Source organism: Gardnerella sp. DNF01180P, from assembly GCF_049244205.1.
In the GTDB taxonomy this organism is placed as follows: domain Bacteria; phylum Actinomycetota; class Actinomycetes; order Actinomycetales; family Bifidobacteriaceae; genus Bifidobacterium; species Bifidobacterium swidsinskii.
The window spans coordinates 458416-484143 of record NZ_CP058386.1 but is presented as its reverse complement, the minus strand read 5'-3'; the positions used below and the strand labels follow the sequence as shown (position 1 = coordinate 484143).

Below are 25728 nucleotides of genomic sequence, written 5' to 3'. Positions count from 1 at the left end.
AAGCTATTTATTTAGCTAAATTATCTAGTCATACTTATTTTACTAAGTTTCAACATAGCTAATTAGCTAAGTTTATTTTGTTTCCTCATACCATTCGCGAGACTCACCGTTGTTAAGAGTCACATGACCAGTTTCGCCAGACATGTGCTTTACGCGGTGAGCGATTTCCTCGTGACGACCGTGAACCATTGGACGCTGAACAGGATTGCCCAAGTAGCCGCAAGTACGCTTCGTAACATTGCACTTATCTGGGTCGCTGTTTCCGCACTCAGGGCAGCGGAAGCCTTCTTTAGTCGGCTCAAAATCGCCCTGGAAACCACAAACGAAGCAATGATCGATTGGCGTATTCGTACCCAAGTAACCAATGCCAATCTTGTAAGCGTAATCCCAAACGGCTTCCAAAGCCTTAGGATTCGCCTGCAAACATGGGAACTCGCAGTAGTTAATAAAACCGCCGGAAGCAAGATACGGGAAGTCTACCTCGTAGCGAAGCTTCTCCATAGGAGTTGGCTGCAACCAAACAGGGTAATGGAAGGAATTAGTGTAGAAGTCGTGATCGGTTACGCCTTCAATGCGACCGAACTTCTGGCGATCCATGCGGTTAAAGCGGTCAGTCAAAGACTCAGCAGGAGTTGAGTAAACGGAATAATGGTAACCTTCCGCCTTTGACCACTGCTGGCAAAGCTTATTCATGCGGCGAACCAAAGAAAGCGCAAACTCCTTGCCTTCCTCATTCCAGCTGTGATCTTGCATCCAATCCTTGCCGAAGAACACGGCCGTAGTTTCGTACAAACCAATGTAGCCAAGAGAAACAGTTGCGCGCTCATTACGGAACAACTGATCCACGCTTTCGTTAGCTTCCAAACGACCAAAAGCACCGTAACGGAACAGCGTTGGAGCATTTACAGGAGTTGCCTGCTTGCAACGCATAATACGGAATCGCAAAGCTTGGTGAGCTACTTCCATACGCTCGTCGAAAAGCTTCCAGAAGCGAGTCACATCGCCGTGAGATTCAAGAGCAATACGTGGCATGTTAACAGTTACAACGCCAAGATTCATACGGCCATCTTCAACGTCCTTGCCGGTCTTTGGATCAATCCAACCCTGAAGGAACGAACGGCAACCCATAGGAGCCTTGAAGGAGCCAGTAATCTTAACAATATTCTCGTAGAACACAACGTCTGGGTACATGCGCTTTGTAGAGCACTCAAGCGCAAGCTGCTTCAAATCGTAGTTCGGGTCGCCAGCGTCCGCGTTAACACCGTGCTTAATAGTAAACACAAGCTTAGGGAAGATTGCAGTATGACGATCTTTGCCGAGACCACGAATACGGTTAAGCAAAATAGCGCGCTGAATTTCACGAGCAAACCAAGAAGTACCCAAGCCAAAGCCAACAGTTACGAACGGAGTCTGACCGTTAGAAACGCGGTTAGAATTGATTTGATATTCCATTGTTTGCATAGCGTCGTAGATCGCCTTACGCGTCATAATCTTTGCGTAAACTTCACGGAGCTGATCCAACTCGCCCAAATTCTTATCAAAAGGAGTATCAGCAGGCAGTGGATCCCTGTCCAAGCAGTGGAGATTCTTAGGCTCCTGAGCCTTCAAGCCGTCAATCATATCTTTTGCGACTTGAATTGGCGTGGAATCAGGAATCATTGCGTGTGCCATAGCAAGATTCTTGTCGTAATCGCACTTAGCGTAAGGCTCAAGCATTTCGTCAGCGCGATTAACAGTCTGACCACCGTATTGCGCGCCAGCAATATCCTTAATAATTTGCGTAACCTGAGTTGCAGCAGTACCAATAGACTTTGGACTATCCATCATTGCATTACCAAGAGCAAATCCCTTAGCAAGCATATCGCCAAAATCAGGAAGCGAGCAGTTGCTCATGCAAGTAAATGGCGAATAATCAGCGTCATGGAAGTGAATATCACCCTTCATATGAGCGTTAGAAACTGCGTGAGGAAGCATAGAGAACGCAGAAGCTTTAGAAACAGCACCTGCAAGAAGATCACGCTGAGTTGCATAAACATTAGAATCCTTATTTGCGTTTTCACGAACAAGAGACTCATCACGATTTACAAGACGGTTAACAGCCTCGTTAATATCAGTAGCTTTAGCGCGGTCTATATCTCGGTTCAGTCGGTAGCTCGTGTAGCAACGAGCAACCTCATAAAGGTGATTTTCAATAAGACTATGCTCAACCAAGGTCTGAATATCTTCAATCTTCGCCGGGCCATTGTAACGATCTTGAATTTCAGCCTCAATATGATCAGAAATATTACGAATCAACTGCTCTTCTTGCGGACCGACTTCCTTGCCCAAATCCTTAAAAGCAGCCTTGATTGCCATAATGATATTCAGCGGATCAAAATCAACTACGCGACCATCGCGCTTTTCGACCTGCACGCGAGAAACTGGAATTTCAACTACATCATCCGTACAATTTTCTGCGCTTGTGACAGCAGTTTCTTCCAAAACCTGCATCGGTACAGACCTTTCTCAAACACTGTTCCTTCTAGCAAAATCTCTCGTTGCAAACATGGGAACTATTTCTAACAACTCGCTCTACTATAACCCAACTCATGCACAATATCTAGGGCAAGACGCAAAGATAACCACCTATATATAGTGATTTATGTCACAATCGCGATTTTTGCGGCGTGTCCTGGTGTGTCGTAATTGATAAACGATAAATTACTGAATACACGCCGTTAAATGTGCGCACTTCGTGACGCTTTGATATATTAAATCACGTGGAACAGATAGCTTTTCAGCATGCACAGGAATTCGGATTCCAACCAGGAGACATTGTCCAACAATGGCTCTGGGATGACGATGTTGACGAAACAATTTGCGAAAGCATCGAGAAACTTACCGGCGAAGAGTTGGTAGATGAGGATTACGACGCTGCTGTTGATGGTGTGATTATTTGGTGGCGCGACGGCGACGACGAAGATGAGCTCGCAGACACTATTATGGATGCCACAAATATGCTTGACAATGACGCTCCTATGTGGGTTCTTACTCCAAAACCAGGTCGCGAAGGTTCCCCAAGTTCTAGTACCGTTCAATCTGCAGCAAAAACAGCTGGCATGAACGCAGCCACTCCGTTAACCGTAAGCACTGACTGGAACGGCGTTCAACTGCGCGCATTTGGTAAAGGTCAATCTAAGTAAGTATTTGCTAATTGGCTTAACTAGTTCAACCGACTGTTGACTTGCTTAACAGGCTGATTAACTGATTACTAAGTTGCTTATTGCTTGCCAACTTGCTACTTACTTTTGTAGTATTGCTGCTGTTTTGTCGAAAACACCAAACCAGTTGGTGCTATATATAAAACATAGGGCAATTCTGTCGAAAACACATAATCATTCGGCGAAATAGACAAAAATACAAGAATAACGCAAATAAAAAGCGCGAGGAGAAAAATATCACAGCCTCGCACCACAACAGACAAGAAAACTAAAGCGAAAACAAAAGCCGGAAAATCACTGGCGAATGTTATCAAAAGTAGTGAAAACGAAAACAAATGCTGTAAAACACACAGCATTTGTTTCTAAAACTCACGACCGAAGCGATGAACACGACTACCGCGTTCGCCACGTTTACCGTGCCAACGACGTTCACTGCGCTCACCACGTTGCCCACGTACGCGCCCGCGCCCACCGCGTCCACGACCGCGACCTTTACGCTTCTGCTGCTCCGGCTCCGGCATACTCCAGCCTTCTTGAAGCTCGGCAGCTTCACCAACAATCTCATCTAGAACCGATGAAGAAGGACTCACATCCTCAGCTTTCGCATGAATTCCAGCCTTACGAAGCATCATATGAGCAGCGCGCTTCTGATTAGGAAGCACAAGCGTTACGACATCGCCTTCTTCACCAGCTCGAGCAGTGCGACCCGAACGATGCAAGAAAGACTTAGGATCCTCAGGAGGCTCAGTTTGCACAACTAATGCAACGTCGCTAATATCAATACCTCGCGCAGCAACGTCCGTAGCAACCAGCACGCGCACCAAGCCTTCAGCGAACACAGCCAAATGACGATCTCGCTGATTCTGCGACAAATTACCTTGCAAATCAACTGCAGGAATACCTTGCTGCACAAATTTTTTCGCCATATTCTTCGCTTGATATTTCGTGCGCGTAAAGAATATAGAACGTTTCTTTCCAGAAGCAAGCTTTCGCAAAACTTCGTATTTATCCCCTGCAGACACAGCAAAAATATGATGCGTCATAGTGTCAACTTGGCAATCAGCATCATCCACAGCATGAACAACAGCATTTGGAAGGAAACGCTCAACCAATGTAGAAACTTGCTTATCAAGCGTTGCAGAAAACAGCATGCGTTGACCATCTGGCGCAACTTGTTCAAGAAGTCTAGTAACAGCAGGAAGGAATCCCATATCCGCCATTTCATCTGCTTCATCAAGCACACTAACCATCACTTTTTCAAGCGTAAGTGCTCCCTGACGCAGCAAATCTTCCAAACGACCAGGGCAAGCAAGCACAATCTGCGCACCCTGCTTAAGTTGCGATACCTGACGCTGGTATCTCACACCTCCATACACTGTCACAGTACGCATGCCATAAGCTGTAGCAAGCGGCGCTATTACGTCATCAATTTGATGCACAAGCTCGCGAGTTGGAGCAAGAATTATTGCTCTAGGAGCAGGAATTTCACTAAACTCGCGTGACTTACGGTTTTTATCAGAATGAATTAAATCAACAAAATTCTCAGCTAAACGCGCAACAAGTGGAATAGAAAATGCTAATGTTTTACCACTTCCTGTGCGACCTCGCCCTAGGATATTTGCACCTTGTAATGAATCAGGAAGCGTTGCTTGCTGAATTGGGAATGCAGTAGTTTTCCCATCAGCACGCAACACTTCTACCAAGGGCTCTGGGACTCCAAGTTGCGCAAAAGTGACATCGTCACGGTAATTTTCACAAGATTCAATAGCAGAGTCTGGAATAATTGTTGCGTTATGAGAATCTTGATTTTGCTTTTTTGAAGTAGGACGCAAAGATATTGCAGAATTTTGTTTTGTATTATGAGATTTTGCAATATCATTTTTAACAACATTATTTTTAGCAATATTATGCTTAACAACATTATTTTTAGCAAAATCTTGTTCAGCATCCGCAATAGCTACTTCTTCATAACGCAAAGCTTTTTCGCGCGCTTTTTGACGAGCTTTTTCTGCTTTGCGATTGCGCTCCCTGCGCGAATTGAACTCATGATTAGAACCGTAATTTTTATGACTACCCTGATATTCAAAAGGATTGCGTTTTTCAGCTGATTTCCTAGTATTTTTGACGTTCTTGGTATTCTTCGCGCCTCGCTTTTGGGCGAACGCAGCATGATGAGTATGCGGCACAATAGCCTTTCGTAAAATATGTGTATTCAAAACTTAAATTTCAAAACGTGAACTAATCGAGCTTAGCATACGCCTGGCACAATCACGGCAAATGTTGTCAAAAAGCGCCAAGATGCTCGCACTATAAGCACTCGCTTCTGAGCTTGCATGGAAAAAGTCCACTGGACTTTCCACGCAAGCTCACGCTCCGAGTTACTTTCGCACACTACGCTCCAAGCGCGAAAGCAGGTCGTCGCGCAAACGCCGGAAAAATCACCAGCAAATGTTTCCACCAAGAAATGAAAACAAAACTCAACTAGCGAGTGAGCTTACGGTGCAAGCGATGCGGACGAGCAGCTTCCTCACCCAAGCGCGCAATCTTATTTTCTTCGTAAGCTTGGAAGTTACCTTCGAACCAGTACCACTTTGCAGGATTCTCGTCGTCGCCTTCCCAAGCAAGAATATGCGTTGCAACTCGGTCGAGGAACCAGCGATCGTGCGAAACCACAACAGCGCAGCCTGGGAAATCAAGTAAAGCGTTTTCCAAGCTTTCCAAAGTCTCAACATCCAAATCGTTAGTAGGCTCATCGAGAAGAAGCAAGTTTCCACCCTGCTTAAGAGTCAAAGCCAAGTTCAAACGGTTACGCTCACCGCCGGAAAGCACACCAGTAAGCTTCTGCTGATCCGAACCTTTAAATCCAAAGCTTGCAACATATGCGCGAGTAGGAATCTCAACGCCTGCAACCTCAATAAAATCAAGTCCGCCGGAAACAGCTTCCCACAAGTTCTTATTAGGATCCAATCCTGCACGATTCTGATCCACGTAAGAAATCTTCACAGTATCGCCAACAATAAGCTCTCCGCCAGAAAGAGGCTCCAAGCCCACAATCGTCTTGAACAGCGTAGACTTACCAACGCCGTTTGGACCAATCACGCCAACAATACCGTTACGAGGCAGCGTAAACGACAAGTCGTCGATAAGTACACGGTCGCCAAAAGCCTTGTGAATATGCTTTGCTTCCAAAACTTGCGAGCCCAAACGTGGACCTGCTGGAATTTGAATTTCAGAGAAGTCAAGCTTCTTGGAATTACGTGCCTCTTGCTCCATTTGGTCGTAGCGTTCCAAACGAGCCTTGTTCTTAGCTTGGCGAGCTTTCGGCGAGCTACGCACCCAATCAAGCTCATTCTTCAAACGCTTAGCAAGCTTGGCATCCTTGGCACCCTGGATTTCCATACGCTTTGCTTTAGTTTCCAAATACGTTGAGTAATTTCCCTTATATGGATAAAGCTGACCACGGTCAACTTCGCAAATCCACTCCGCTACGTTATCCATAAAGTAGCGGTCGTGCGTAACAGCAATGACAGCACCCTCGTACTTGTGCAAGAACTGTTCAAGCCACAAAATAGATTCCGCATCCAAATGGTTAGTAGGCTCATCCAAAAGCAGCAAATCTGGAGCTTCAAGAAGAAGCTTACACAATGCAACTCGACGCCTTTCACCACCAGAGCACACAGAAACAGGCGAATCCGGATCTGGGCATTGCAAAGCATCCATAGCCTGCTCAAGCTGCGAATCCAAATCCCAACCGTTTGCAGCGTCAATTTCAGTCTGAAGCTTACCCATTTCTTCCATTAACGCATCAAAATCAGCGTCTGGATTAGCCATTTCTTCGCCGATTTGGTTAAAACGCGCCACTTTTTGCGCAATCTCACCAAAAGCCATCTTAATGTTTTCGCCAACCGTCTTAGTGTCATCAAGAGGTGGTTCCTGCTGCAAAATACCTACCGTATAGCCAGGAGTCAAAGAAGCTTCACCATTGGTCACATTTTCCAAACCGGCCATAATTTTCAGCAGCGTCGACTTACCCATGCCGTTCGGACCCACAACACCAATTTTTGCGCCCGGAAGGAAGCTTAAAGTAACATCGTCGAGAATTACACGATCTCCGTACGATTTACGCGCCTTAATCATCTGATAGATAAATTCAGCCAAAGTAATATACCATCCTTACAAACGTTGAAATTCCAGCGTTTGTTGCAACTTGCGTAAAAAGCGTTTAGTACTTTTACCTACTTAATTCAAGCAAGATGCAACTTACATAAAACTACGCAAACTAATAGCTAGCAAATACTAGCACGTTGCTGGCGTACGATTTGACTTATTGACAGACTCAGAATCATCTTCAGGCGGAATCTGGCAGAGCCACTCGCCCAAAATCCCAACGACCATATCAATAAAGCACACCAAGCCAGCAATAGAGCATTCACGCACAACAGAGTTATACAGAATTATTTCACTGTGCGGCAGACTCATTAACAACTGCCCAACGTACCAGCCAGACAAAATAGCACCTGCCATTCCCAATGCCTTAGACAGCATAAGAGCTGCAACAGCAAATTGAGAACTTACAGGCTTCTTATTTTTATCTTTGTTAGCAACACTTTGATGAGTTTGCAACGCCATAACAAAAGTTATTAAGCCAGCAATCACCATAATTGCAACAACAACCCACGGAGCTCCTGCTAACGACATAGCACTAGACTCTGTTGACGACACTAGAAATGCGCCCAGCACAAAGCCAAACAGTAACCCTAGTACCAGATACCACCAAGGTGTGCGATACGCTTTCATTAACAACCATCCCCTATAAGCCATTGCTCTGAGTATACCCCAACAGTTTGAGCATCAAAAGCAAACGCTAATGAGTACGAAACTGAGTTGTCATCCAAAGCAGCATCCGACTCTATCTGCAGCCACGGCATAAGTTCAGGCGACTTAGGGTCAACCATCACCATTTCCGCTAGTTGTTGCGGCAATTTTTCTGCATCAACAGTTCTTGTATCAGCAGCAGAAGCACCATATGAACGCGTACCCAACACTCGCACAGTCACCTTATCTTTATACAAAGTAGCAACAGCGCGAAGCAAGCGAAGCAGTTCATACTCGTCACCGCCCGAAGACAGAATAAATACAGCCGCGTAATAATCACCTTCAAGCATATTGGCAACATATAGTGCCGATACGCCATCTACGCGAGATTCTCTATCCTGCTCAAGCATTGCAACTATTCTCAGCATAGCAGAACGCGTGTCTTGTTTCGCGACACCCTTCATAGAAATTACTGCAGTTGTCTGTAACGGAGTCGGACATATACGGAACAAAGGAGACTTAGTTTCTCTTTTAACAAGCTCACTGCCATAATTGACACTTTTAGATTCATCGACACAAGAGCACTCTGAATCTCCATTATTTTCATAATCATCCGCGAAAGAATTTGCGATATCAACGGCAGCTTTAGCAGCTGCAGCAGCGTCCTCGTCTTCTTTGCGCTGCTTTTCTTTTCTATCTTCCTCAATAAGAGAACGATAGTAATCTGCTATTTCGCCTTCCTCAAGATCGTCAACTGATACGCTTCCACTACGAACAGCAACATGCGCAAGAGAATCAGGAATTACACGCCGTTCCGAATAATTTAACTCTTCTCTAGAAACACTATTCAAAGTAACACAAATATCGTCAACAGTGCTTTTCATGCCGTAATATTCGCTTCTTAAAGCAGCATGAACAGTAATATCAGCCTCACTAATTTGCCAAGTGTGCATAGCAGAATTTAAAACAGATTTAGCAATAAGTTCTAAAGCTATAGCAGGATGCTCCTCAATTTCGCTATCTTTTTCGCAACGTTTAAGCATAAAAGCAAGACGCTCAGCAATTTGAGGAATATCTATTGCGTTAGTCTCATCTCCGTCTAATGCATTACTCAAATTAACTTTTAAAACAGCATCTATGTAAATAGAAGAATATAATCCAATGACTATTGAGTCACCGCTTGGGCGAATACCCTTCAAACTTATGGTTGTATTCATAATTTCATCTTCTACTCTCTAATAAAAACAATTTAAAATTCCAATTATTCGTTTATTTATCTTTTACTCTTACCTATAATACGCAAAATTAATATTTCGATACATTGTACTCGATATAAATCAACATGCGTAATTTTTTGCATATAACACTAATTTTTATTATTAAATTCTTAGAAAAATAAAAATAAACGCTGACAGCAATAAATTATATTGTTATCAGCGTTTATTAATGATTGTATTTTATCTGCTTCTTAGCACTGTATTTACACTATTAAGCACCAAATTGAGTGCCGTCATTTTGATTAGTAGACGGATTAACTGGTGGTTTAACAGTTCCAATAACAGTTCGAGGAGCAGGTGCAGTAGTCTGAATAGACGTATCAACAGGCATCTGATCAGACTGCTGGTTTTGTGAAGTTGCGTTATTGGAAGATTCAGAAAGTTCAGAAGCTTCACTCTGCTCATTCTTACCTTCAACGTTGCGCTTTAAACTTTCTGGAATTTCAACAGGAGGAAGATCAGAATCTGGTCTTCTATCGTCCGAAAGCCAAAGAGTACGCTCAGGAGCCTTACGAATCTTACTGAAGATTTCCTTAAGTTCCTTCTCGTTAAGAGTTTCCTTAGCGAGCAACTGACGAACCAGCTCATCTAATACGTCACGATTATTGTTAATAATCTCCCACGCTTCAGTATGAGCAGTTTCGATAAGCTTATGAACTTCTTCATCGATTACTTCAGCAGTACGATTCGAGAACTTACGAGGTTGCAAAGAATCGAGTGAACCGGAAGAATCTTCGTCAGTATCCATCCACTTAACAGCTCCAAGCTTCGCTGAGAAACCATATTCAACAACCATCTTACGAGCAATAGCAGTAGCTTTCTCAATGTCGTTAGAAGCACCAGTTGTTGGATCATGGAACACAACTTCCTCTGCTGTGCGTCCGCCCATAGCATATGCCATTTGATCCAATAATTCGTTGCGAGACTGCGAGTAACGGTCGCTTGTTGGCATCACAGCAGTGTAGCCAAGTGCGTGACCTCGCGGCAAAATCGTTACTTTAGTAACAGGATCCGTGTGGTGCAACGCAGCAGCAACAAGCGCATGACCACCCTCATGGTAAGCAGTGTTACGCAATTCATCCAAAGCCATACCCTTAGACTTACGTCGAGGTCCTGCTTGAACACGATCAATTGCCTCATCAATAGCGCGATTATCGATATATTGAGCACCAGATCGAGCGCAAAGCAACGCAGCTTCGTTAAGCACGTTAGCTAAGTCTGCACCAGTAAAACCAGGAGTGCGCACAGCAACCATATGAAGATCAACATCCGGCACAAAAGGCTTACCCTTAGCGTGAACCTTCAAAATTGCCTCGCGACCTTCCAAATCAGGAGCCTCAACAGCCACCTGACGGTCAAAACGACCAGGACGAAGAAGTGCGGAATCAAGCACATCTGGACGGTTTGTTGCGGCAATAATAATCAAATTAGTGTCGTTGTCGAAGCCGTCCATCTCAACAAGCAGCTGATTAAGTGTCTGCTCGCGCTCATCATGACCGCCAGTCATGCCACTTCCGCGGCGACGACCAACAGCATCAATCTCATCGATAAAGATGATTGCAGGAGCATTCTTCTTAGCTTCGTCAAAAAGTTCACGAACGCGAGACGCGCCCAAGCCTACGAACATTTCCACGAAGTCAGAGCCAGCCATTGCATAGAACGGCACACCAGCTTCACCTGCAATAGCACGAGCCAACAAAGTCTTACCAGTTCCTGGAGGACCATAAAGCAGCACACCGCGCGGAATGCGAGCGCCCAAAGCCTTGTAGCGCGAAGGATCCTTCAAGAAGTCTTTAATCTCTTCAACTTCTTCAACAGCAGCTTGTTCGCCAGCAACGTCAGCAAACTTAGTTTTAGGAGTCTGACCTTCAAGCAACTTGCCACGGCCACGTCCGCCACCCATGCCAAGCATACTTCCACCGGCACCGCCTATTCTGCTAAACATGAACCAAATCATGCCAAGGAAGAACAATATTGGAGCAAGCGAAGTAATCAAATACGAAATAATGCTAGATGACTGTAAGCTAGCAGTCCAGCCGTTAGAAGGCTTCGCCTTTTCGACTTCTTGTACAATTGACCTACCTTGTGCATACGCGTAGTAGAATTGCACATCCTTGCCAAAGTCACGCTTTTGCTTACTTCGTTTATCGAACTTCTTAAACGGACTATCAAGCGTAAGCTTAACTAACTGTTTATTGTCAATAATTTCCACATAACTTGCTTTATGAGATCGCACTAACTCAATACCATCCTGAGTATCGATAGTTTGCGATCCGTTATGAACAAACATTTGGAATCCGACAACTGAAAGCAACACAAGAAGCACAATCCACGTCCATGGCGACTGCCAGAAGGAACGACGATTGTTATGGTTGTTCTCGTTATTTTTATTATTCTTGCCCTGTTGACCGTTGTTTCGCTGATTCCTAGGGTTACGTGGATTTAAAAACGGATTATTCCCGTTATTTCCACGCCCAGGACCGCCCATTGGGCCTTGCGGTGTCATAGGAGAAGCGCCCATGTAATAAGGCTCCTTTCAAACTCCTCAATTTATATAAAAATTCTGAATAGAATCTATAAAATCAAGCACCATACACTGATGGCTTTAATACCGCAATACTATTGAGATTGCGGTAGCGTTCGTCGTAGTCCATTCCGAAACCAACGACAAATGCATCAGGAATTTCAAAGCCCGAGTAGTCGATTTGTACGTCTACTTCGCGACGTGCAGGCTTACTGAGCAATGCAAAAACTTTTACACTTGCAGCACCACGACCTTTTAGCTCATCTACAAGCCAAGCTAGCGTGCGACCGGAATCAACAATGTCTTCTACAATAAGCACATCTCGACCACGTACATCAGTACTTAAATCTTCGCGAACAGTGATTTGTCCGCTAGTTTGAGTGCCACTGCCGTAACTAGACAAGCTCATAAAGTCCATTGATGCGTTAATGCTTAATTCTTGCGAAAATACAGCAAGAGTATTTACAGCACCTTTGAGAACTGCAACAAGCAAAACATTACGGTTTTTGTAATCTTCACTTACTTGTTTAGCAACTTCACGAATACGCTTCATAAGGTCTTCGTGGCTAATTAATTCATAGTCGATGTCATCTCGTATATCTGCAATTTGCATGTTCACTATCTTTGCATAAGCGAATGACGATATTGCGCGAGAGCCGAGTCGCTTCGTAATAATTTGGCAGCGAAAAAGGCTTCTGACCATGCCATTTTGTACATAGTTCGTCCACTGCCGATATGTGACTTGACGAGAAACGCAGACCAAGCTCACTTAACGCACGCACTATAATTCGTCTACGAATTGATGGATGATATTGCGCTAACTTCTCAGCTTTTAACCTAACAGTTTTCGCATTTTTATCAAATTCCATCACTTGTGAACTAGCTTCGTCAACTTGAGAATTAATATAGTCAAGATCGTCTCTAGCTATTTCAGCTCCACGAGAAAGCAAAGTAACCATATTTGCATTAAAAAATCGCGAAATATAAGGCATTAACGTGTGTCTAACTCGAGATCTCAATGGATAATTTTCTGAAAGTTCCTCATTTTGCGAAATATCGTCACCATTTGTAGGATCATCCCACCATGAAATGCCTAAATCCTCGCAAATACCAGTAGTATCTTCTCTACTAAGCTTAATAAGAGGCCTCGCAAAAAGCACGTTTTGACGCAATGTCACTGCTTTCATGCCAGCAACTGCTTCTAAACCTGCAGAATCTTTTAGCCCCATCATTACAGTTTCTGCTTGATCATTTGCAGTATGAGCTAGAAGCACGGCTGCAGCTCGCTGCTTTTTAGCGACCTCAATAATTGCTTGATACCTAGCATTTCTAGCAGCAGATTCTTCGCCTTCTCCCGAATCTTCAACGTTCACAGATTGAATATACACGTACTTTTCATCTATTCCAGATTGCAAACAATGTTTAGCAGCAGTATTGGCAATTTCAGTTGAGTGTGGCTGCAAATGGTGATCTACTATTACGACACCGCAACGAATACCCCTACTTGCGCACACAATCACGCTCAATGCTGTAAGTGCAAGAGAATCTCTACCTCCAGAGCACGCAATAAGAACCAGAGGAGCATCAACATCTGTCGCGTGATTGCCATGTTCGGAAAAACGCGCGTCTTGTGCACATAATGAAAGTTCGTCAAAACAATGCTTGATTGCGCCAATTCCTGCGCGTATGCGAGAAGAATACACCATAGCTTCTAGTGTAGCGCGCCAATAATGCTAAATTGCAACTCATAAATCATAGTTTTGGCAATTCTGCCATAAACTTATTAATCGCTACGAACGCTCCCCAAATATCAGCTGGCTGGTTCGCAACAACAGCGAAAGTTAGCACTCCAGCACTTTTCCTAGATACATTACCAACCATAGAAGTAACTTCACTTAAAGAACCAGTCTTTACGCGAAGCATGCCGGCAGAAGATTCATCCGCTAAACGCTTTCTTGCTGTTCCAACTAAACCAGGAAGAGACAATCCTTCAGCAGCTGCAGCACCTCCAGAATCGGCTTTAATATTAAACACTTGTACTTGAGCTAGCGTTGTTGCGCGCAACCTTGATTTTGGAGACAAGCCTGAGCAATCAGACATGTGCAAACCACGTATATCGATATTGAGCTTGCGCAATCCCTCTTTTACTGCCTGAACTGCACCCTCCGGAGAGTTGGATTTGTGAGTTGCAAGCGCAGTCAAACGACCAAACTCTTCCGCCAATGTGTTGTCTGAAATACGAAGCGTATATGCCATTATTTCGTTTAAAGGTGCAGAAGAAACTTGTGCAATTAAACGCGAATTAGATGATATTAACGATTGAGTTTCGCTTACTGGTATTACAAGATTTTCAGATTGTGCAGACTTATTTTCATTTTCAGAATCTTTATTGTTTTCAGAAGAATCATCTGCAGACGAGCCTGAACCGGAATTTTTTTCATCAGAAGCGGTTTTATTAGAATAATTACTTATAACTATTCCTTGTTTGCTTAATAATTTAGCAAAAACATGACCGACACTTAAAGCAGGATGAGGATCAGAAAGCGGAAAATCTGTCATAGCGTCAGCGTCAACACCTTGCACTGAAAGGTCACGCTGACGAGCATCATCTATAGCCAAAGATGACGTTTGAGCATAAAAGCGGCGTTCAACATCTGTTTCATAAATCAAATCAGGAGCACGTTTTGCGCCAAACAATGAGTCATCAACAGCTAAAGAAACTGTGTGAATATTTTCAAGCTTCAACGCGTTGGCTGTTCTTCTCGCTAATGTCGTTAAACCTGCTCTGCCATTGACATGGTGCCAATCGTTTTCTCCAACGCCAAGAAGCATGTCACCATTGCCGCGAAGCACAAGCTTTCTAGCATTCGTACTAGAAGCTCGTTCTGGTTCACCGCCTGTTTTAGGCAACAAAAATACTTGAGTATCAAGAGTTGAACCCATGTCAAGAGTGCGAGAAGCTACGCTAGCAGTTAAAGTTTTAAGCGTTGACGCTGGCTCTCTTAAAGCATTTGGCTCATGTGAAGCAACTACTCGCCCATTAGCATCCATAATTACTGCTGAAGTGCTGCTACTCATAGAAGCATCGGAAACCAACTCGTTAATAAGTTTTTGAGCTTGCGAATGATTTATTTCTTTACCATAAGTCACGCCTTTAGCTAGTGATTTAACTCGCAAAAGTGATTTAGGAGAAGAAACAGTTACAGCATAATGTTGTTTTCGCAACGTCAAAGGACCAGGAAGAATATCGTATACGTCAAGCAAAAAATAAGTAAAAATAATTGCTGCACTAACTATAACTGCTATAAATGCAATAAGCAATCGCCAACGAGAAGGATATTGGCTTCTTAAAACCATAGCAGCGTATTTACTTTTCTTCTGTGCGCTACTTGGTTTAATCTCACTGCTTGATTTAGATTCACTACTTAGTTTTTTTTCACTACTTGGTTTAGGCTCGATACTTTTGTTGGGTTCGCCGCTTTGCGCTGGCGTGCTCGCATTAGGAATATTTAAGGCATCGTTTAAGCCTTTATTACTTTCCATGCGAGCACACCTTTAAATCGATTGCAAATACCGCGCTTAACTATACATTGCGCTTGCAACAAAGCGTGCGTAAGTTACGCAGTAATAGACGCGAATCTGCGCAAGTTTTCTACAATGCGAATCATGCGCTTATCCATTACTTTGCCACCAAGAATCACGCCAACAACCAGCACAATCAAGCCGTTTACTACAAACAAAATGCTTGCAATCCACAGCAGTTGCGGCGCAAGAATCATAAACGCAATCGCAGCCGCAACCGAAGGAATCATGCAAACTACAGAAAGAAGCATAAAGCCTATAGCTGCAAAACTTCGCCCGCCAGCACTTCCTTGCGGCCTAGAAAATGGCTTTTCGATTGATGCCACAGGGTACATTGCAATGCACGAAGAAATTAAGCCAATGCCTATGGAAGCAAAAGCTATTCCAATTGGCGAAAGAATCTGGAACATAACTGCATTCACATTTTGCTTAACATTTGCTACAAAGAAAAGGAAAACGTAAACCCCTACTCCAATAATCGCAAAATAAACAGCGCAAATCACTGACCAAACTATTGCGTTCGCTAAGCGATCGTGCAAACCTTTTACTCCAATAATCGCATGCATAGTAAAAGCTGTGCCATCGTAAGCAATATTGTTTCCAACAACCATGCCCATAAGCAAAGCAGCATACATCATCCATCCAGAAACACCTAAGTTATCTGTTAGAGAATCAAATCCTTTAGCCTTAAAACTACTTCCTCCTGCAACTACCAGCATAAAAAGCGGCGCAATAAGCAAAAATAGCTGACGCATATCTCTTCTCATAACGCTAATAATTCGCGCAATAATCGCACCAACTGTGTTGTCTGGAACTGCTGCAAACAAGCCGATTCCCTTAGTTTTAACAACTGTTTTTTGCTCACCACGAAGCAACTTCGGCTCTAATTTTGCGCAAAATACAGAGATTGCAAAGCAAGCAGCAATCGTTACAACGCAAATAAGGAAGCGAATAGCAAGAGCAAGCCAATTGCCATTAATAGCATCGAGCGGCAAAGCCATAGCTGCACTTAATGGTGTAAAAGCGGACGCAGCACAGAAACTTGTGCCTAGCGCAATTCCATTTGGCGAAGGGCTATGCGTATTCATTGATGAAACAAAAATCATGTACGCTATAAAAATGGCAAAGTAAAAAATGTTTCTTGAACGCTTGTTTATTAAAATAGTATCTAAAAGCTCAATAAGCATTTTGCTTAAAGACACGATTGTTGCAACGTAAAGCGGAGCTGCAATTACGCTGACTAAAACCGGCACAATTCCAAAGCTTCTGTACGCTAAAGACCACAAAGCAAGCGCGATTGTGCAGCTTACTGAAAGCGCTCCAAAAAGAGAGCCAAGAAGCATGCCAGCTTGCTGCTTTACGTAAGGAATGCCGTAAAGCGCAAAACTACGCGATTTTAGTGTTGTGTCGCTGCCAAACATAAACACGTTTATAAACAGCGTAAAAATTGACACAATCGACGCAACCATTATTGGAGCCAATTGGAATTCCTGCCAATTTTTAGTATCTGCAAGCATTCCTGGATTAATGTACTTGCCAGTTTCCCAGCCAGCAAAACCAAGAGCGCATATAAGCGCAAGTCCAAAAACAATTGCTATAGCAAAGCCAATTTTTTGCCAAATTGACTTTCGCATAACAGAAAAAGTAAGCGCCCAGCGAAGGCGAACCATGGTAAAAATCATAGACATTACGGTTTTCCCTTTTAAGCGTTGAGATTGGTGGAAGATGCAGGAGCGTTATCAGATTTGCCGCCGTTAAGCCAGTCGATGCGCGCAGCCGCGTGACGTCCGCCAACAAGCTCCATGAAGCGATCTTCAAGATTCTTGCCCTGAGCAACTTCTTCAAGAGAGCCAGCAGCCGCAACATGACCTTCGTTAATAATCGCAACGTGCGAGCACATTTTTTCGACTAATTCCATAACGTGCGAAGAAATAATCACTGTGCCGCCAGTAGAAACATACTCGGCAAGAATATCCTTCAAATTTGCGCTAGAAACAGGGTCCACTGCCTCAAAAGGCTCGTCCAACACAAGCACGCGTGGGCTATGAATCATAGCTGTTGCAAGGCAAATCTTCTTAGTCATACCAGTTGAATAGTCAGAAACCATGGTGTTTGCGGCTTCTGTTAAGTCGAATGCAGAAAGCAAGTCGGTCGCGCGACGAACAGCCTCAGCGCGGCTCATCTCGCGAAGCATGCCAGCGTAAGTTAAAAGCTGAAGGCCAGTAATCGTCTTAAAAATCTCGTCGGCCTGAGGCATTAAACCGATTGCGCGCTTAGCACTATTTACGTCACTCCAAACGTCGTTGCCAAAAATCGAAGCTGAGCCAGCATCTGGCATAAGCAAGCCCGTAAGCATTTTAATCGTAGTGGTTTTGCCAGCACCGTTCGGGCCGACTAATCCATAGAAAGAGCCTACTGGAATGCTCAACGAAAGATTATCTACAGCAACTTTCTTGCCAAAAGTCTTAACAAATCCGCTAATAGAAACCGCTGGAACATCTTCGTTAGTAGCGTCGTAAGTGTTTGCGCCAAAAACTGGAACGCTGCTAGCAAAAGTATTTCCGGACGGATACTCGGACGGATATTCAGACGGAATAGAATCTACCATAGAAACCTCGCAGTATACAGATAAACGCACGCATTGCACTACATTAATTGCGCAATCACACGCTTATATCAAGGCTTCTATTATCTCATACCCGCAATTTTTGCGCAATCGCAATGCTAGCACTATCCGCACGCTACCTTCATATTCGTGTGGTAGAGATTTGAGATTTTTCGCACTGATTGAATGTTTGCATGCTTATGAAGTTTTGCAGTTGTGCTCTGCAGACGTTGAGTATTTATTCATAGCGAACACTAGCATCATTGCTACTGCGCACGCCACACCAAACACCCCTACCACACTAAAAACAACTGTGGGTGAATTTACGAGTGAGGGGTGGTTGTTGCTTGGTCGAGCAATATAAAAGCGGAACGATAGTAATAATCTTGTTGACGAATACTATTTTTAAAAGAAAGTAAGTAAAAAAACTAAACTTAACTACGCAACCGCTAAGTCCAAATAAGGTATAAGAGTGGAGCGCTGTCCTTACGGCTAATCGCCGTTCGACTGAGCTTGCGTTGAAAGCACACCGTGCTTTCAACTTGAGCAAGCTCACGCTCCGAATTGCTCTCGCGCGTACAATGCTACGCTCAAGCATGTCGTCGCGCTAGTAACACCCACCACTCACAGCCACTTCAGAAACACGCCAGCCAAACACCAGCCCAAAACTCGCACCACAATAAGCAAGAGCACTCAGCGACCAGTGTGCTGAATCGGCTTCCACTCGCTCTTTGAGAAAATAGCTTGGAACGCAATAGGCACGTACGAAAGCATAAAAATCGGGAAGCTAAGAGCGTACGCAAATAGTTCCTTATTCGTTGCACCAAGCTTATCGTGTTCAACTAAAATAGTGAGCGACACAAATATCATCATGCCTAAAACACTTGTAACAGTAGTTGTAATGAAGTTAATCATTGAATAGATTTGACTCATCCATGTTACAAATCCAAATGCAGCAAAAATAAACCCAAGTATTATTCTTGCAACAGCCAAAACCATAAATGGGAAAAGCATAAGCGTAAAATCAACCGACGAAAAATCTCTTTCGCGAATACCATGTCGAATAAGAGCTGCTCCATAGTAACGAAATACCTGCAAGAATCCCTTGCTCCAACGAAGACGCTGCCTCCAGCTCTGCCTAAACGACACAGGTTGTTCATCATACAATACTGCAGAACCGCAATATCCAACTTTGTCTCCGTGAAGAATAGCGTCCATAGTAAATTCAAGATCCTCAGTAAGAAGATGGAATTTCCATCCGCTATTTCTGTGCATAATCTCACGCGAGAACATGAATCCAGTTCCACCAGCATGGCAACTCGAACCGAATAGCATTCGAGAGTTGTTAGTAAATCGCGATTCTCGAATAAACCAAAGTGCAGAGCCAGAAGAAACCCAATTATCTGAAAGATTCACGGAATTACGATAGCTGGTTAAAATTTGATATCCTGCGTGGAAACCTTTATTCATTTCCTCAAAATAATGCGGATCAAGTTTATTGTCTGCATCGAAAACAAAGTATGCGTCATAAACTTTATCTGCACCAATTTTCATAATATGATCGAGAAGATAGCTGAGCGCATAACCTTTACCAATATGCTCTTTATCAAAACGTTCGACTACGTTGCATCCACAATTGCGACCAACTTGTGCAGTAGAATCAGTGCAATTATCTGCAACAAGCCAAATATCAATAAAATCTTGTCTATATGTTTGAGTTTGAATGCAATGAATAAGATTACCTATAACAGCTTCCTCATTGCGCGCAGAAATAAGCACAGCATAATGCTTATCCATTGGTGCTTCAGGAAAAACAATAGGCTTAGCGAATAAAGATGCAACAGCACAAACACCTTGATACACAACACCGCTTATGCCAATAAGTATTACTAGTACATCAAATATTGATAGAAGAATCATCGCTTCCATCCGCTCCGTGGATTATTTTTTACGTTACTTTTATTATTTTTTGTATTTTTTACTATTTTAGACTCGCCTACTTGCAATTTTGCTTTAGGAGAATCCTTATTTTCAGAATTTACTTTACGATTTGCAATATCTTTATTTACGGCATCTAATATTTCGCGCGAAATTGGCATTGTTGCCAATACGTCAGTTTGATCAGAATCGTTAGAAGAAACTTTGCTACCATTCGCATCGTCAGAGTCTGACACATAAGCTTGCTTATACCAATATAGAATATCCTCGTTCAGAGAAATGCGAGAGCTTGTGCCTTTCATTACACGATGAACACTTTCACTCATTGGATTCATGAACTTACGGCCAATCGCTTCAACGCAACGAACAATAATAGAAGTATGATCAGGGTGAGGATCGTTCATAAGCGGAGAAGAAACTAAACTATATTGCTTCGTGCATACTCTAAAAATTGCTTGCAAACTTGCAGTCACAGGCAAAGCCAAAAATGCTCCAAGAGCACCAAATACAGCGCCCATTACAAGAACTGAAATAAAAGCTACTGCAGGATTCAGATCCATAGTCTTCTCGGAAATCTTCGGCGAAATAACCATGTTCTCAATTTGCTGATAAATCGTAATAAAAATTAATGTTGCAACAGCCGCACCAAAACCATTGGAACCCCATGCAACCAAGATAGGCAAAGCTCCACCCAAATAGCCACCAATTGTAGGCACAAACTGCGAAACAATTCCGCAGAATAAGGATAGCGGAAGCCAATACGGTATATTCATCACAATAAGGAAAATTGCGGTACCCACTGCGTTAATCGCTGCCAAAATAATTCGCGAAAATAAGAAGCTCGAAATCTGCTCTTGAACAACTGACCAAATAAATAGGAAACGACGCTGAGATTGCGGATTCATCCAACGGCACATGCTACGACGCATAGCCGGACCTGCTGCAGAAATGTAATACGTAACCATAATAATGGTAAGTAAATCAAGCAGAACAGTCATCAATCCCCATGTTGTGTTAAGTGCTTGGCCAGCAAAATCAACAACCCAAGATGTTTGCACATGCTTCAAAATTTCCATGCCAAGCTGCTCAATATTAGGCATTTTAAAACCGGTATAGTGAAGCACAAAATTTGCAAATTGATTGTATAAATCAGGCAAGCCCATAACCATTGAAACAACCTGCTGAGCAAATAAATTACCAAACAAAGCAAGTAGCAAGCTAATTACAACAAGCAAGCCCGTTAGCGTAAAGCCAGAAGCAACTCCTCGCCTCCAACCATGCTTAATTAACCGAACAACAAGCGGTTCCATTGCGAGCGCAATAAAAATAGAAATCACAACATCGAAAACAATGAATGAAATGCTATTCCAAGCGAACCATAAGAAGATAGACACAAAAGTAATAATTGCAACGTAAATAAGTGCACGACCTAGCCAATCTGGCGGCCTTCTGTCATCGCCTTTGGCTGGGAAAAGTGAAGCTAAATCTAGCTTATTTTCACTTTCCTTAATATGCTCATGCATCTTATATTCATGCATTTCTTGCTCTTGGTAATTCATAGGTACTATTGTAACTGCGCGAACTGATGAATGCGAATTAGCGGCATGTAATGGTAACTATTTTTGTAATACTTAATAGTTACGCTATTTATTACTATTTATTACAATTTTCTACTATTTCCTACTAAACGATTGCAATTATGCGCATCTACGCAACTACACGTAACATTATGTAACACAAACGTAACGAGATATTCGAGTCGCTGAAATCCAAAATGGCATTCATAGTCATAAACTCATTACTGGGTTTTTTAAGAAAGGAATGGTGACCATGACCACTTTGCAAACTAAAGAAGATGCCGCAGCCCTTATTGAAAAGGAAGGCATTGAGTACGTATCCGTACGATTTACTGATTTAATTGGCGTTCAGCAGCACTTTACTGTTCCTGCTGACGAGTTCTTACACAGCGCTTTCACTGATGGAATGGCGTTCGATGGTTCTTCAATGCAAGGCTTCCAGGCTATTAACGAATCAGATATGAAGCTTATTCCAGATGTTGACACTGCTTATATTGACCCATTCCGTAAGCATAAGACTCTGAATGTTGCTTTCTCTATTGTTGACCCTGTAACAGATGAGCCATATTCTAGGGATCCTCGTCAAGTCGCTATTAAAGCAGAATCCTATTTGAAATCAACTGGCATTGCTGACACTGCAAGCTTTGCCCCTGAAGCTGAGTTCTTCATCTTTGACAAGGTGCGTTTTGCTAACGACATGCAGCGCTCCTTCTATGAGGTTGATTCTAACGAAGCTCCTTGGAATTCTGGCATCGACACTGAAGATGACGGTAGCAACAATATTGGTTTTAAGAATCGAGTAAAGCACGGCTACTTCCCTGTGCCACCAGTAGATCACAATCAGGATTTGCGCGATGACATGGTTTACAACTTGCAAAAAGTTGGTTTGATTCTTGAGCGTTCTCACCACGAAGTCGGCGGCGCAGGTCAGCAGGAAATCAACTACCGTTACAATACGCTTGTTCATGCTGGCGATGATTTGATGAAATACAAGTATGTGGTTCATGAAACTGCCGCTTTAGCTGGTAAGGCTGCAACATTTATGCCAAAGCCAATTGCTGGAGATAACGGCACTGGCATGCACTGCCATCAGTCGCTTTGGAAGGATGGCAAGCCATTGTTCTATGCGGAAACTGGCTACGCTCAACTTTCTGATATTGCACGTTGGTACATTGGCGGCTTGATTAAGCACGCTTCTTCTGTGCTTGCATTTACGAATCCTTCGCTTAACTCTTACCATCGCTTGGTTCCAGGATACGAAGCTCCAGTCAACTTGGTTTACTCTGCTCGTAACCGTTCTGCAGCTATTCGTATCCCTCTTGCTGGTACAGAACCTGCTGCTAAGCGTATTGAGTTCCGTGCACCGGATCCTTCATGCAACCCATTCTTAGCATTCTCCGCTCAGCTTATGGCAGGTTTGGATGGTGTTATTAACCATATTGAGCCTCCTGCCCCTGTTGATAAAGATTTGTACGAGCTTCCTCCAGAGGAGCATGACGGCATTAAGCAAGTTCCTTCTTCGCTTGGTGAAGCTTTGCAATCTTTGGAAGAGGATCACGACTTCCTTATGCAAGGCGACGTATTTACTAGCGACTTGATCGAAACTTGGCTGAATTTGAAGCATGAGGAAATGGATATGGCTCGCTTGGCTCCAACTCCACTCGAGTATGAGCTTTACTTCCACATCTGATTTGTAGTTAAGTTATTCTAGCAATAAGCCGGCTCTACGATTTCGCAGGGTCGGCTTTTTGTTTTGCGCGACGACCTGCTTGAGTGCTTATTCCTCACGGCATAGCCGTTCGGCTGATTTGGCATGTGAAGCACACCGTGCTTCACAATTGAGCCAAATCACGCTTTGAAGGAGCTTGAAATCCTGTTGATTTCAAGCTCCTTCAAAGCGCGCGCGAAAGCAACTCGGAGCGGAAACTCGCTCAGATTGGAAGTCCAGTGGACTTCCAATCTGAGCGAGTTTCGTAAGCGAGCACTTATAGCGCGAGCGCAATCTGCACGAGTGTCCCATAACGACAGTTTCCAGACACTAACGCAGTAAGCGCGCTGCACGAGTGTCCCAAAATCGCCTGTTTTGGCGCTCAAGCAGATTTTTGCGTTAGCTGTTTATTTTTTAGCACGTATTTTACATCAGCTTGAGATGCAACCTTCAAATCATGAGTAACAACAATCACACATTTGCCATGCTCTCTAGCAGCATTTTTTAATATTGCAATAACTTCTTTAGTAGTAGCAGGGTCAAGACTTCCAGTAGGTTCATCAGCTAAAATTACCGGAGCAGAAGATACTAAAGCTCGTCCAATTGCAACACGCTGCTGTTGACCACCAGAAAGTTTAGTGACGTTACGATTTGCTTCTTCTTCAGTTAATCCAAGATCTATTAGCACTTGAACATCAGCATGTGAATTTACTAATCGCAAATTTTCTAATGGCGTCAAATAGTCAATAAGATTAAAATTCTGGAAAACAAGTGAAATATGTTTTTTGCGATGCTCAACATATCCTGTTTTTGCAATATTTTCACCGTTAAAAAGCACTTCGCCACTATACGGAGTATCTAATCCAGCTAAAAGTGAGAGCATAGTAGACTTTCCGGCTCCAGAAGCTCCCATGATACTGTACATAGTGCCAGCTTCAAACTCAGCATTCACGTCATTTAGTACCGCAATATTTGCAGGTCCGTAAGTGTACTTCACATTTTTTAATTGCAATAAAGCCGACATAATAAGCTCCTTATTTTTACATAATTTAAATATGATTTATAAGATTTGTTTCATTTATACGATTGCGCTGTTTGTGATTGTGTTTTTAGTAGAAAATTCACATACGCAACTACATTTCTGCTAACTCATAGCACTTAGTATTTGCCGAGGCTTCTTTATTAATATTGGCAGCACTGCAACAATCAACGCAACTATTGAAATAAGCAAACCAATAACAAAAGCAGCAAGAGTTTGCAACAATGGCAATACTGGCATACCATCCGCAATAAATGACGAATCAGCACTATGCAAAATCGCAGACCCAATAACGCCAGAAAAAGCAGCACCGAAGCCTAGCGAAATGACGAATGACACAATGTTGAGTATCGTTATTTCAACAAGCAATTGACTAACTATTATTGCTCTAGATAATCCAATAGACATAAGTACGCCAATCTCGTGCATACGTCCTCTAACCCAGAACACTAATACAAGTCCAAGCACTAAAATACCAACAAAACTTAGTGCCACAAAAATCATTCGCACAAGTTGTTGCACAGAGTTAACCGAGCTTATTACATCAGACAATTGCGAAGCATTCTGCTCTACATCCGCCCACTTGCCAGCAATACTTTTAGTCTCCCGTATTGCACTAGCTAATAAATCAGAACGCTCGACAACACAGCGCAAAACACCTCGCTTAGAAGAGCCAGCCAAAGACAACGCCGAACTTAAGTCAGTAAATATGCGATTTTCTGAAGTATCCGAAGGAAGTGCTCCTTTAGTTTGCAATTTGCCGGCAAAAATGCCAACAACACGAACTTTTACATTAAACCCCTGCTTAAGAATTATAGTAGAACCAATATTAAGATTATTCTTCTTAGCAAAATCACGATGCACTATTGCTCTACCAGAAGAACGATTAGTAATATGCTCACCCTGCTCTAAACGGTATAATCCCTCTTGAAAACCCTGAGACAATCGAGAATCTGTTGTGCCAGTAATTCCAGCAGCATGAGCCAAAACATCATCGTCTAGTCTTGGACCCTGCGCAGGAAGCACAAGTTGCTTTCCAACAGGCACAGCTAAAACATCGCGCTCTTCCACTACAGTTTTTACGCCCGAAATCGCAGCAAATTTACGAATTTGACTAGAGTCAATTCCTTCATTCGCGCCCAAATCTTGTGGAATTGGAGAATTAGACGTAGCAACAGAATTAGAATTTGTATTACTTTGCTCTGGAAGAGTTTCACCTCGAGTTTTTGCTCGTACAGTAAAACCTAAACCAATACTGGATTGAATACGATCCCTAGCACCCTCAACAGAAGCACTGATACCAGCTTGTGAAACTAGCGCACTTAAAACAAGAGTCATAATCAGCACAATTATTGCGTTACGTCGAGGTTTGCGCAATATTGCAAGTTTCGCTCGAGCACATAAAGAAATTACTTCACCATTCATAATGTTACTCACTAACTTTTCAAATAACTTTCATACGA

Annotated in this window: 17 protein-coding genes; 2 read left to right on the top strand and 15 right to left on the bottom strand. The window is 43.1% G+C overall.

Annotation, left to right across the window (positions count from 1 at the left end; translation table 11 throughout):
• Positions 1-72 precede the first annotated feature (72 nt).
• Positions 73-2490 carry an anaerobic ribonucleoside-triphosphate reductase gene (nrdD, locus tag HXT40_RS01795; protein WP_004108547.1) on the bottom strand — a complete coding sequence of 806 codons (2418 nt, stop codon included), beginning with the start codon at positions 2488-2490 and terminating at the stop codon, positions 73-75.
• Between the two features lie 269 nt (positions 2491-2759).
• Between nrdD and HXT40_RS01790 the strand changes: the two genes are divergently transcribed.
• The gene (locus HXT40_RS01790) at positions 2760-3182 is read left to right on the top strand and encodes a DUF3052 domain-containing protein (RefSeq protein WP_012914411.1); all 423 of its coding nucleotides are present in this window, start codon (positions 2760-2762) and stop codon (positions 3180-3182) included.
• Positions 3183-3562: 380 nt separating this feature from the next.
• Here the strand turns inward: HXT40_RS01790 and HXT40_RS01785 are convergent, their stop codons facing one another.
• The 12 genes from HXT40_RS01785 to HXT40_RS01730 all read right to left on the bottom strand — a co-directional run bounded on the left by HXT40_RS01785 (position 3563) and on the right by HXT40_RS01730 (position 21500).
• Positions 3563-5386, bottom strand: a complete 1824-nt coding sequence (locus HXT40_RS01785; protein ID WP_421777331.1) for a DEAD/DEAH box helicase — start codon at positions 5384-5386, stop codon at positions 3563-3565.
• Positions 5387-5681: 295 nt separating this feature from the next.
• Complete coding sequence (ettA, locus tag HXT40_RS01780; protein WP_004118724.1) at positions 5682-7358, bottom strand: energy-dependent translational throttle protein EttA; 1677 nt, start codon at positions 7356-7358, stop codon at positions 5682-5684.
• 138 nt (positions 7359-7496) lie between these two features.
• Entirely contained in the window at positions 7497-7997 is a 501-nt protein-coding gene (locus tag HXT40_RS01775; RefSeq protein ID WP_102703219.1) for a DUF3180 domain-containing protein, read from the bottom strand.
• The gene (locus HXT40_RS01770; protein ID WP_102703220.1) at positions 7997-9232 is read right to left on the bottom strand and encodes a dihydroneopterin aldolase; all 1236 of its coding nucleotides are present in this window, start codon (positions 9230-9232) and stop codon (positions 7997-7999) included. The genes HXT40_RS01775 and HXT40_RS01770 overlap by 1 nt, the downstream gene beginning before the upstream one ends.
• A gap of 271 nt (positions 9233-9503) precedes the next feature.
• The gene (gene ftsH / locus HXT40_RS01765; protein WP_116431567.1) at positions 9504-11813 is read right to left on the bottom strand and encodes an ATP-dependent zinc metalloprotease FtsH; all 2310 of its coding nucleotides are present in this window, start codon (positions 11811-11813) and stop codon (positions 9504-9506) included.
• A gap of 61 nt (positions 11814-11874) precedes the next feature.
• A complete protein-coding gene (gene hpt / locus HXT40_RS01760) occupies positions 11875-12429 on the bottom strand; it encodes a hypoxanthine phosphoribosyltransferase (RefSeq protein WP_101886119.1) in 555 nt (184 codons plus the stop codon).
• Positions 12404-13522 carry a tRNA lysidine(34) synthetase TilS gene (gene tilS / locus HXT40_RS01755; RefSeq protein WP_285089436.1) on the bottom strand — a complete coding sequence of 373 codons (1119 nt, stop codon included), beginning with the start codon at positions 13520-13522 and terminating at the stop codon, positions 12404-12406. Before tilS ends, hpt begins: the two co-directional genes overlap by 26 nt.
• A 46-nt stretch (positions 13523-13568) precedes the next feature.
• Positions 13569-15359, bottom strand: coding sequence for a D-alanyl-D-alanine carboxypeptidase (locus HXT40_RS01750; RefSeq protein ID WP_410310317.1), 1791 nt, complete (start codon positions 15357-15359; stop codon positions 13569-13571).
• A gap of 74 nt (positions 15360-15433) precedes the next feature.
• The gene (locus tag HXT40_RS01745; protein ID WP_415693655.1) at positions 15434-17086 is read right to left on the bottom strand and encodes a hypothetical protein; all 1653 of its coding nucleotides are present in this window, start codon (positions 17084-17086) and stop codon (positions 15434-15436) included.
• 14 nt (positions 17087-17100) lie between these two features.
• Positions 17101-18006: an ABC transporter ATP-binding protein gene (locus tag HXT40_RS01740; protein WP_421777294.1), complete on the bottom strand. Its 906-nt coding sequence runs from the start codon at positions 18004-18006 to the stop codon at positions 17101-17103.
• Positions 18007-18696: 690 nt separating this feature from the next.
• Positions 18697-19923, bottom strand: coding sequence for a glycosyltransferase family 2 protein (locus HXT40_RS01735; protein WP_116432018.1), 1227 nt, complete (start codon positions 19921-19923; stop codon positions 18697-18699).
• Complete coding sequence (locus tag HXT40_RS01730; protein WP_116431565.1) at positions 19920-21500, bottom strand: AI-2E family transporter; 1581 nt, start codon at positions 21498-21500, stop codon at positions 19920-19922. The genes HXT40_RS01735 and HXT40_RS01730 overlap by 4 nt, the downstream gene beginning before the upstream one ends.
• Positions 21501-21771: 271 nt before the next feature.
• On the opposite strand from HXT40_RS01730, the gene glnA reads away from it, so the two are divergent.
• Positions 21772-23208 (top strand): type I glutamate--ammonia ligase, encoded by a 1437-nt coding sequence (gene glnA, locus HXT40_RS01725; protein ID WP_004109385.1) that lies wholly within the window; start codon positions 21772-21774, stop codon positions 23206-23208.
• Between the two features lie 400 nt (positions 23209-23608).
• Here glnA and HXT40_RS01720 read toward each other — a convergent pair whose 3' ends face one another.
• Both HXT40_RS01720 and HXT40_RS01715 read right to left on the bottom strand, forming a co-directional pair.
• Positions 23609-24250, bottom strand: coding sequence for an ABC transporter ATP-binding protein (locus HXT40_RS01720; RefSeq protein ID WP_416090810.1), 642 nt, complete (start codon positions 24248-24250; stop codon positions 23609-23611).
• A 120-nt stretch (positions 24251-24370) separates the two neighbouring features.
• A complete protein-coding gene (locus HXT40_RS01715) occupies positions 24371-25690 on the bottom strand; it encodes an FtsX-like permease family protein (protein WP_174182524.1) in 1320 nt (439 codons plus the stop codon).
• Between the last annotated feature and the right edge of the window lie 38 nt (positions 25691-25728).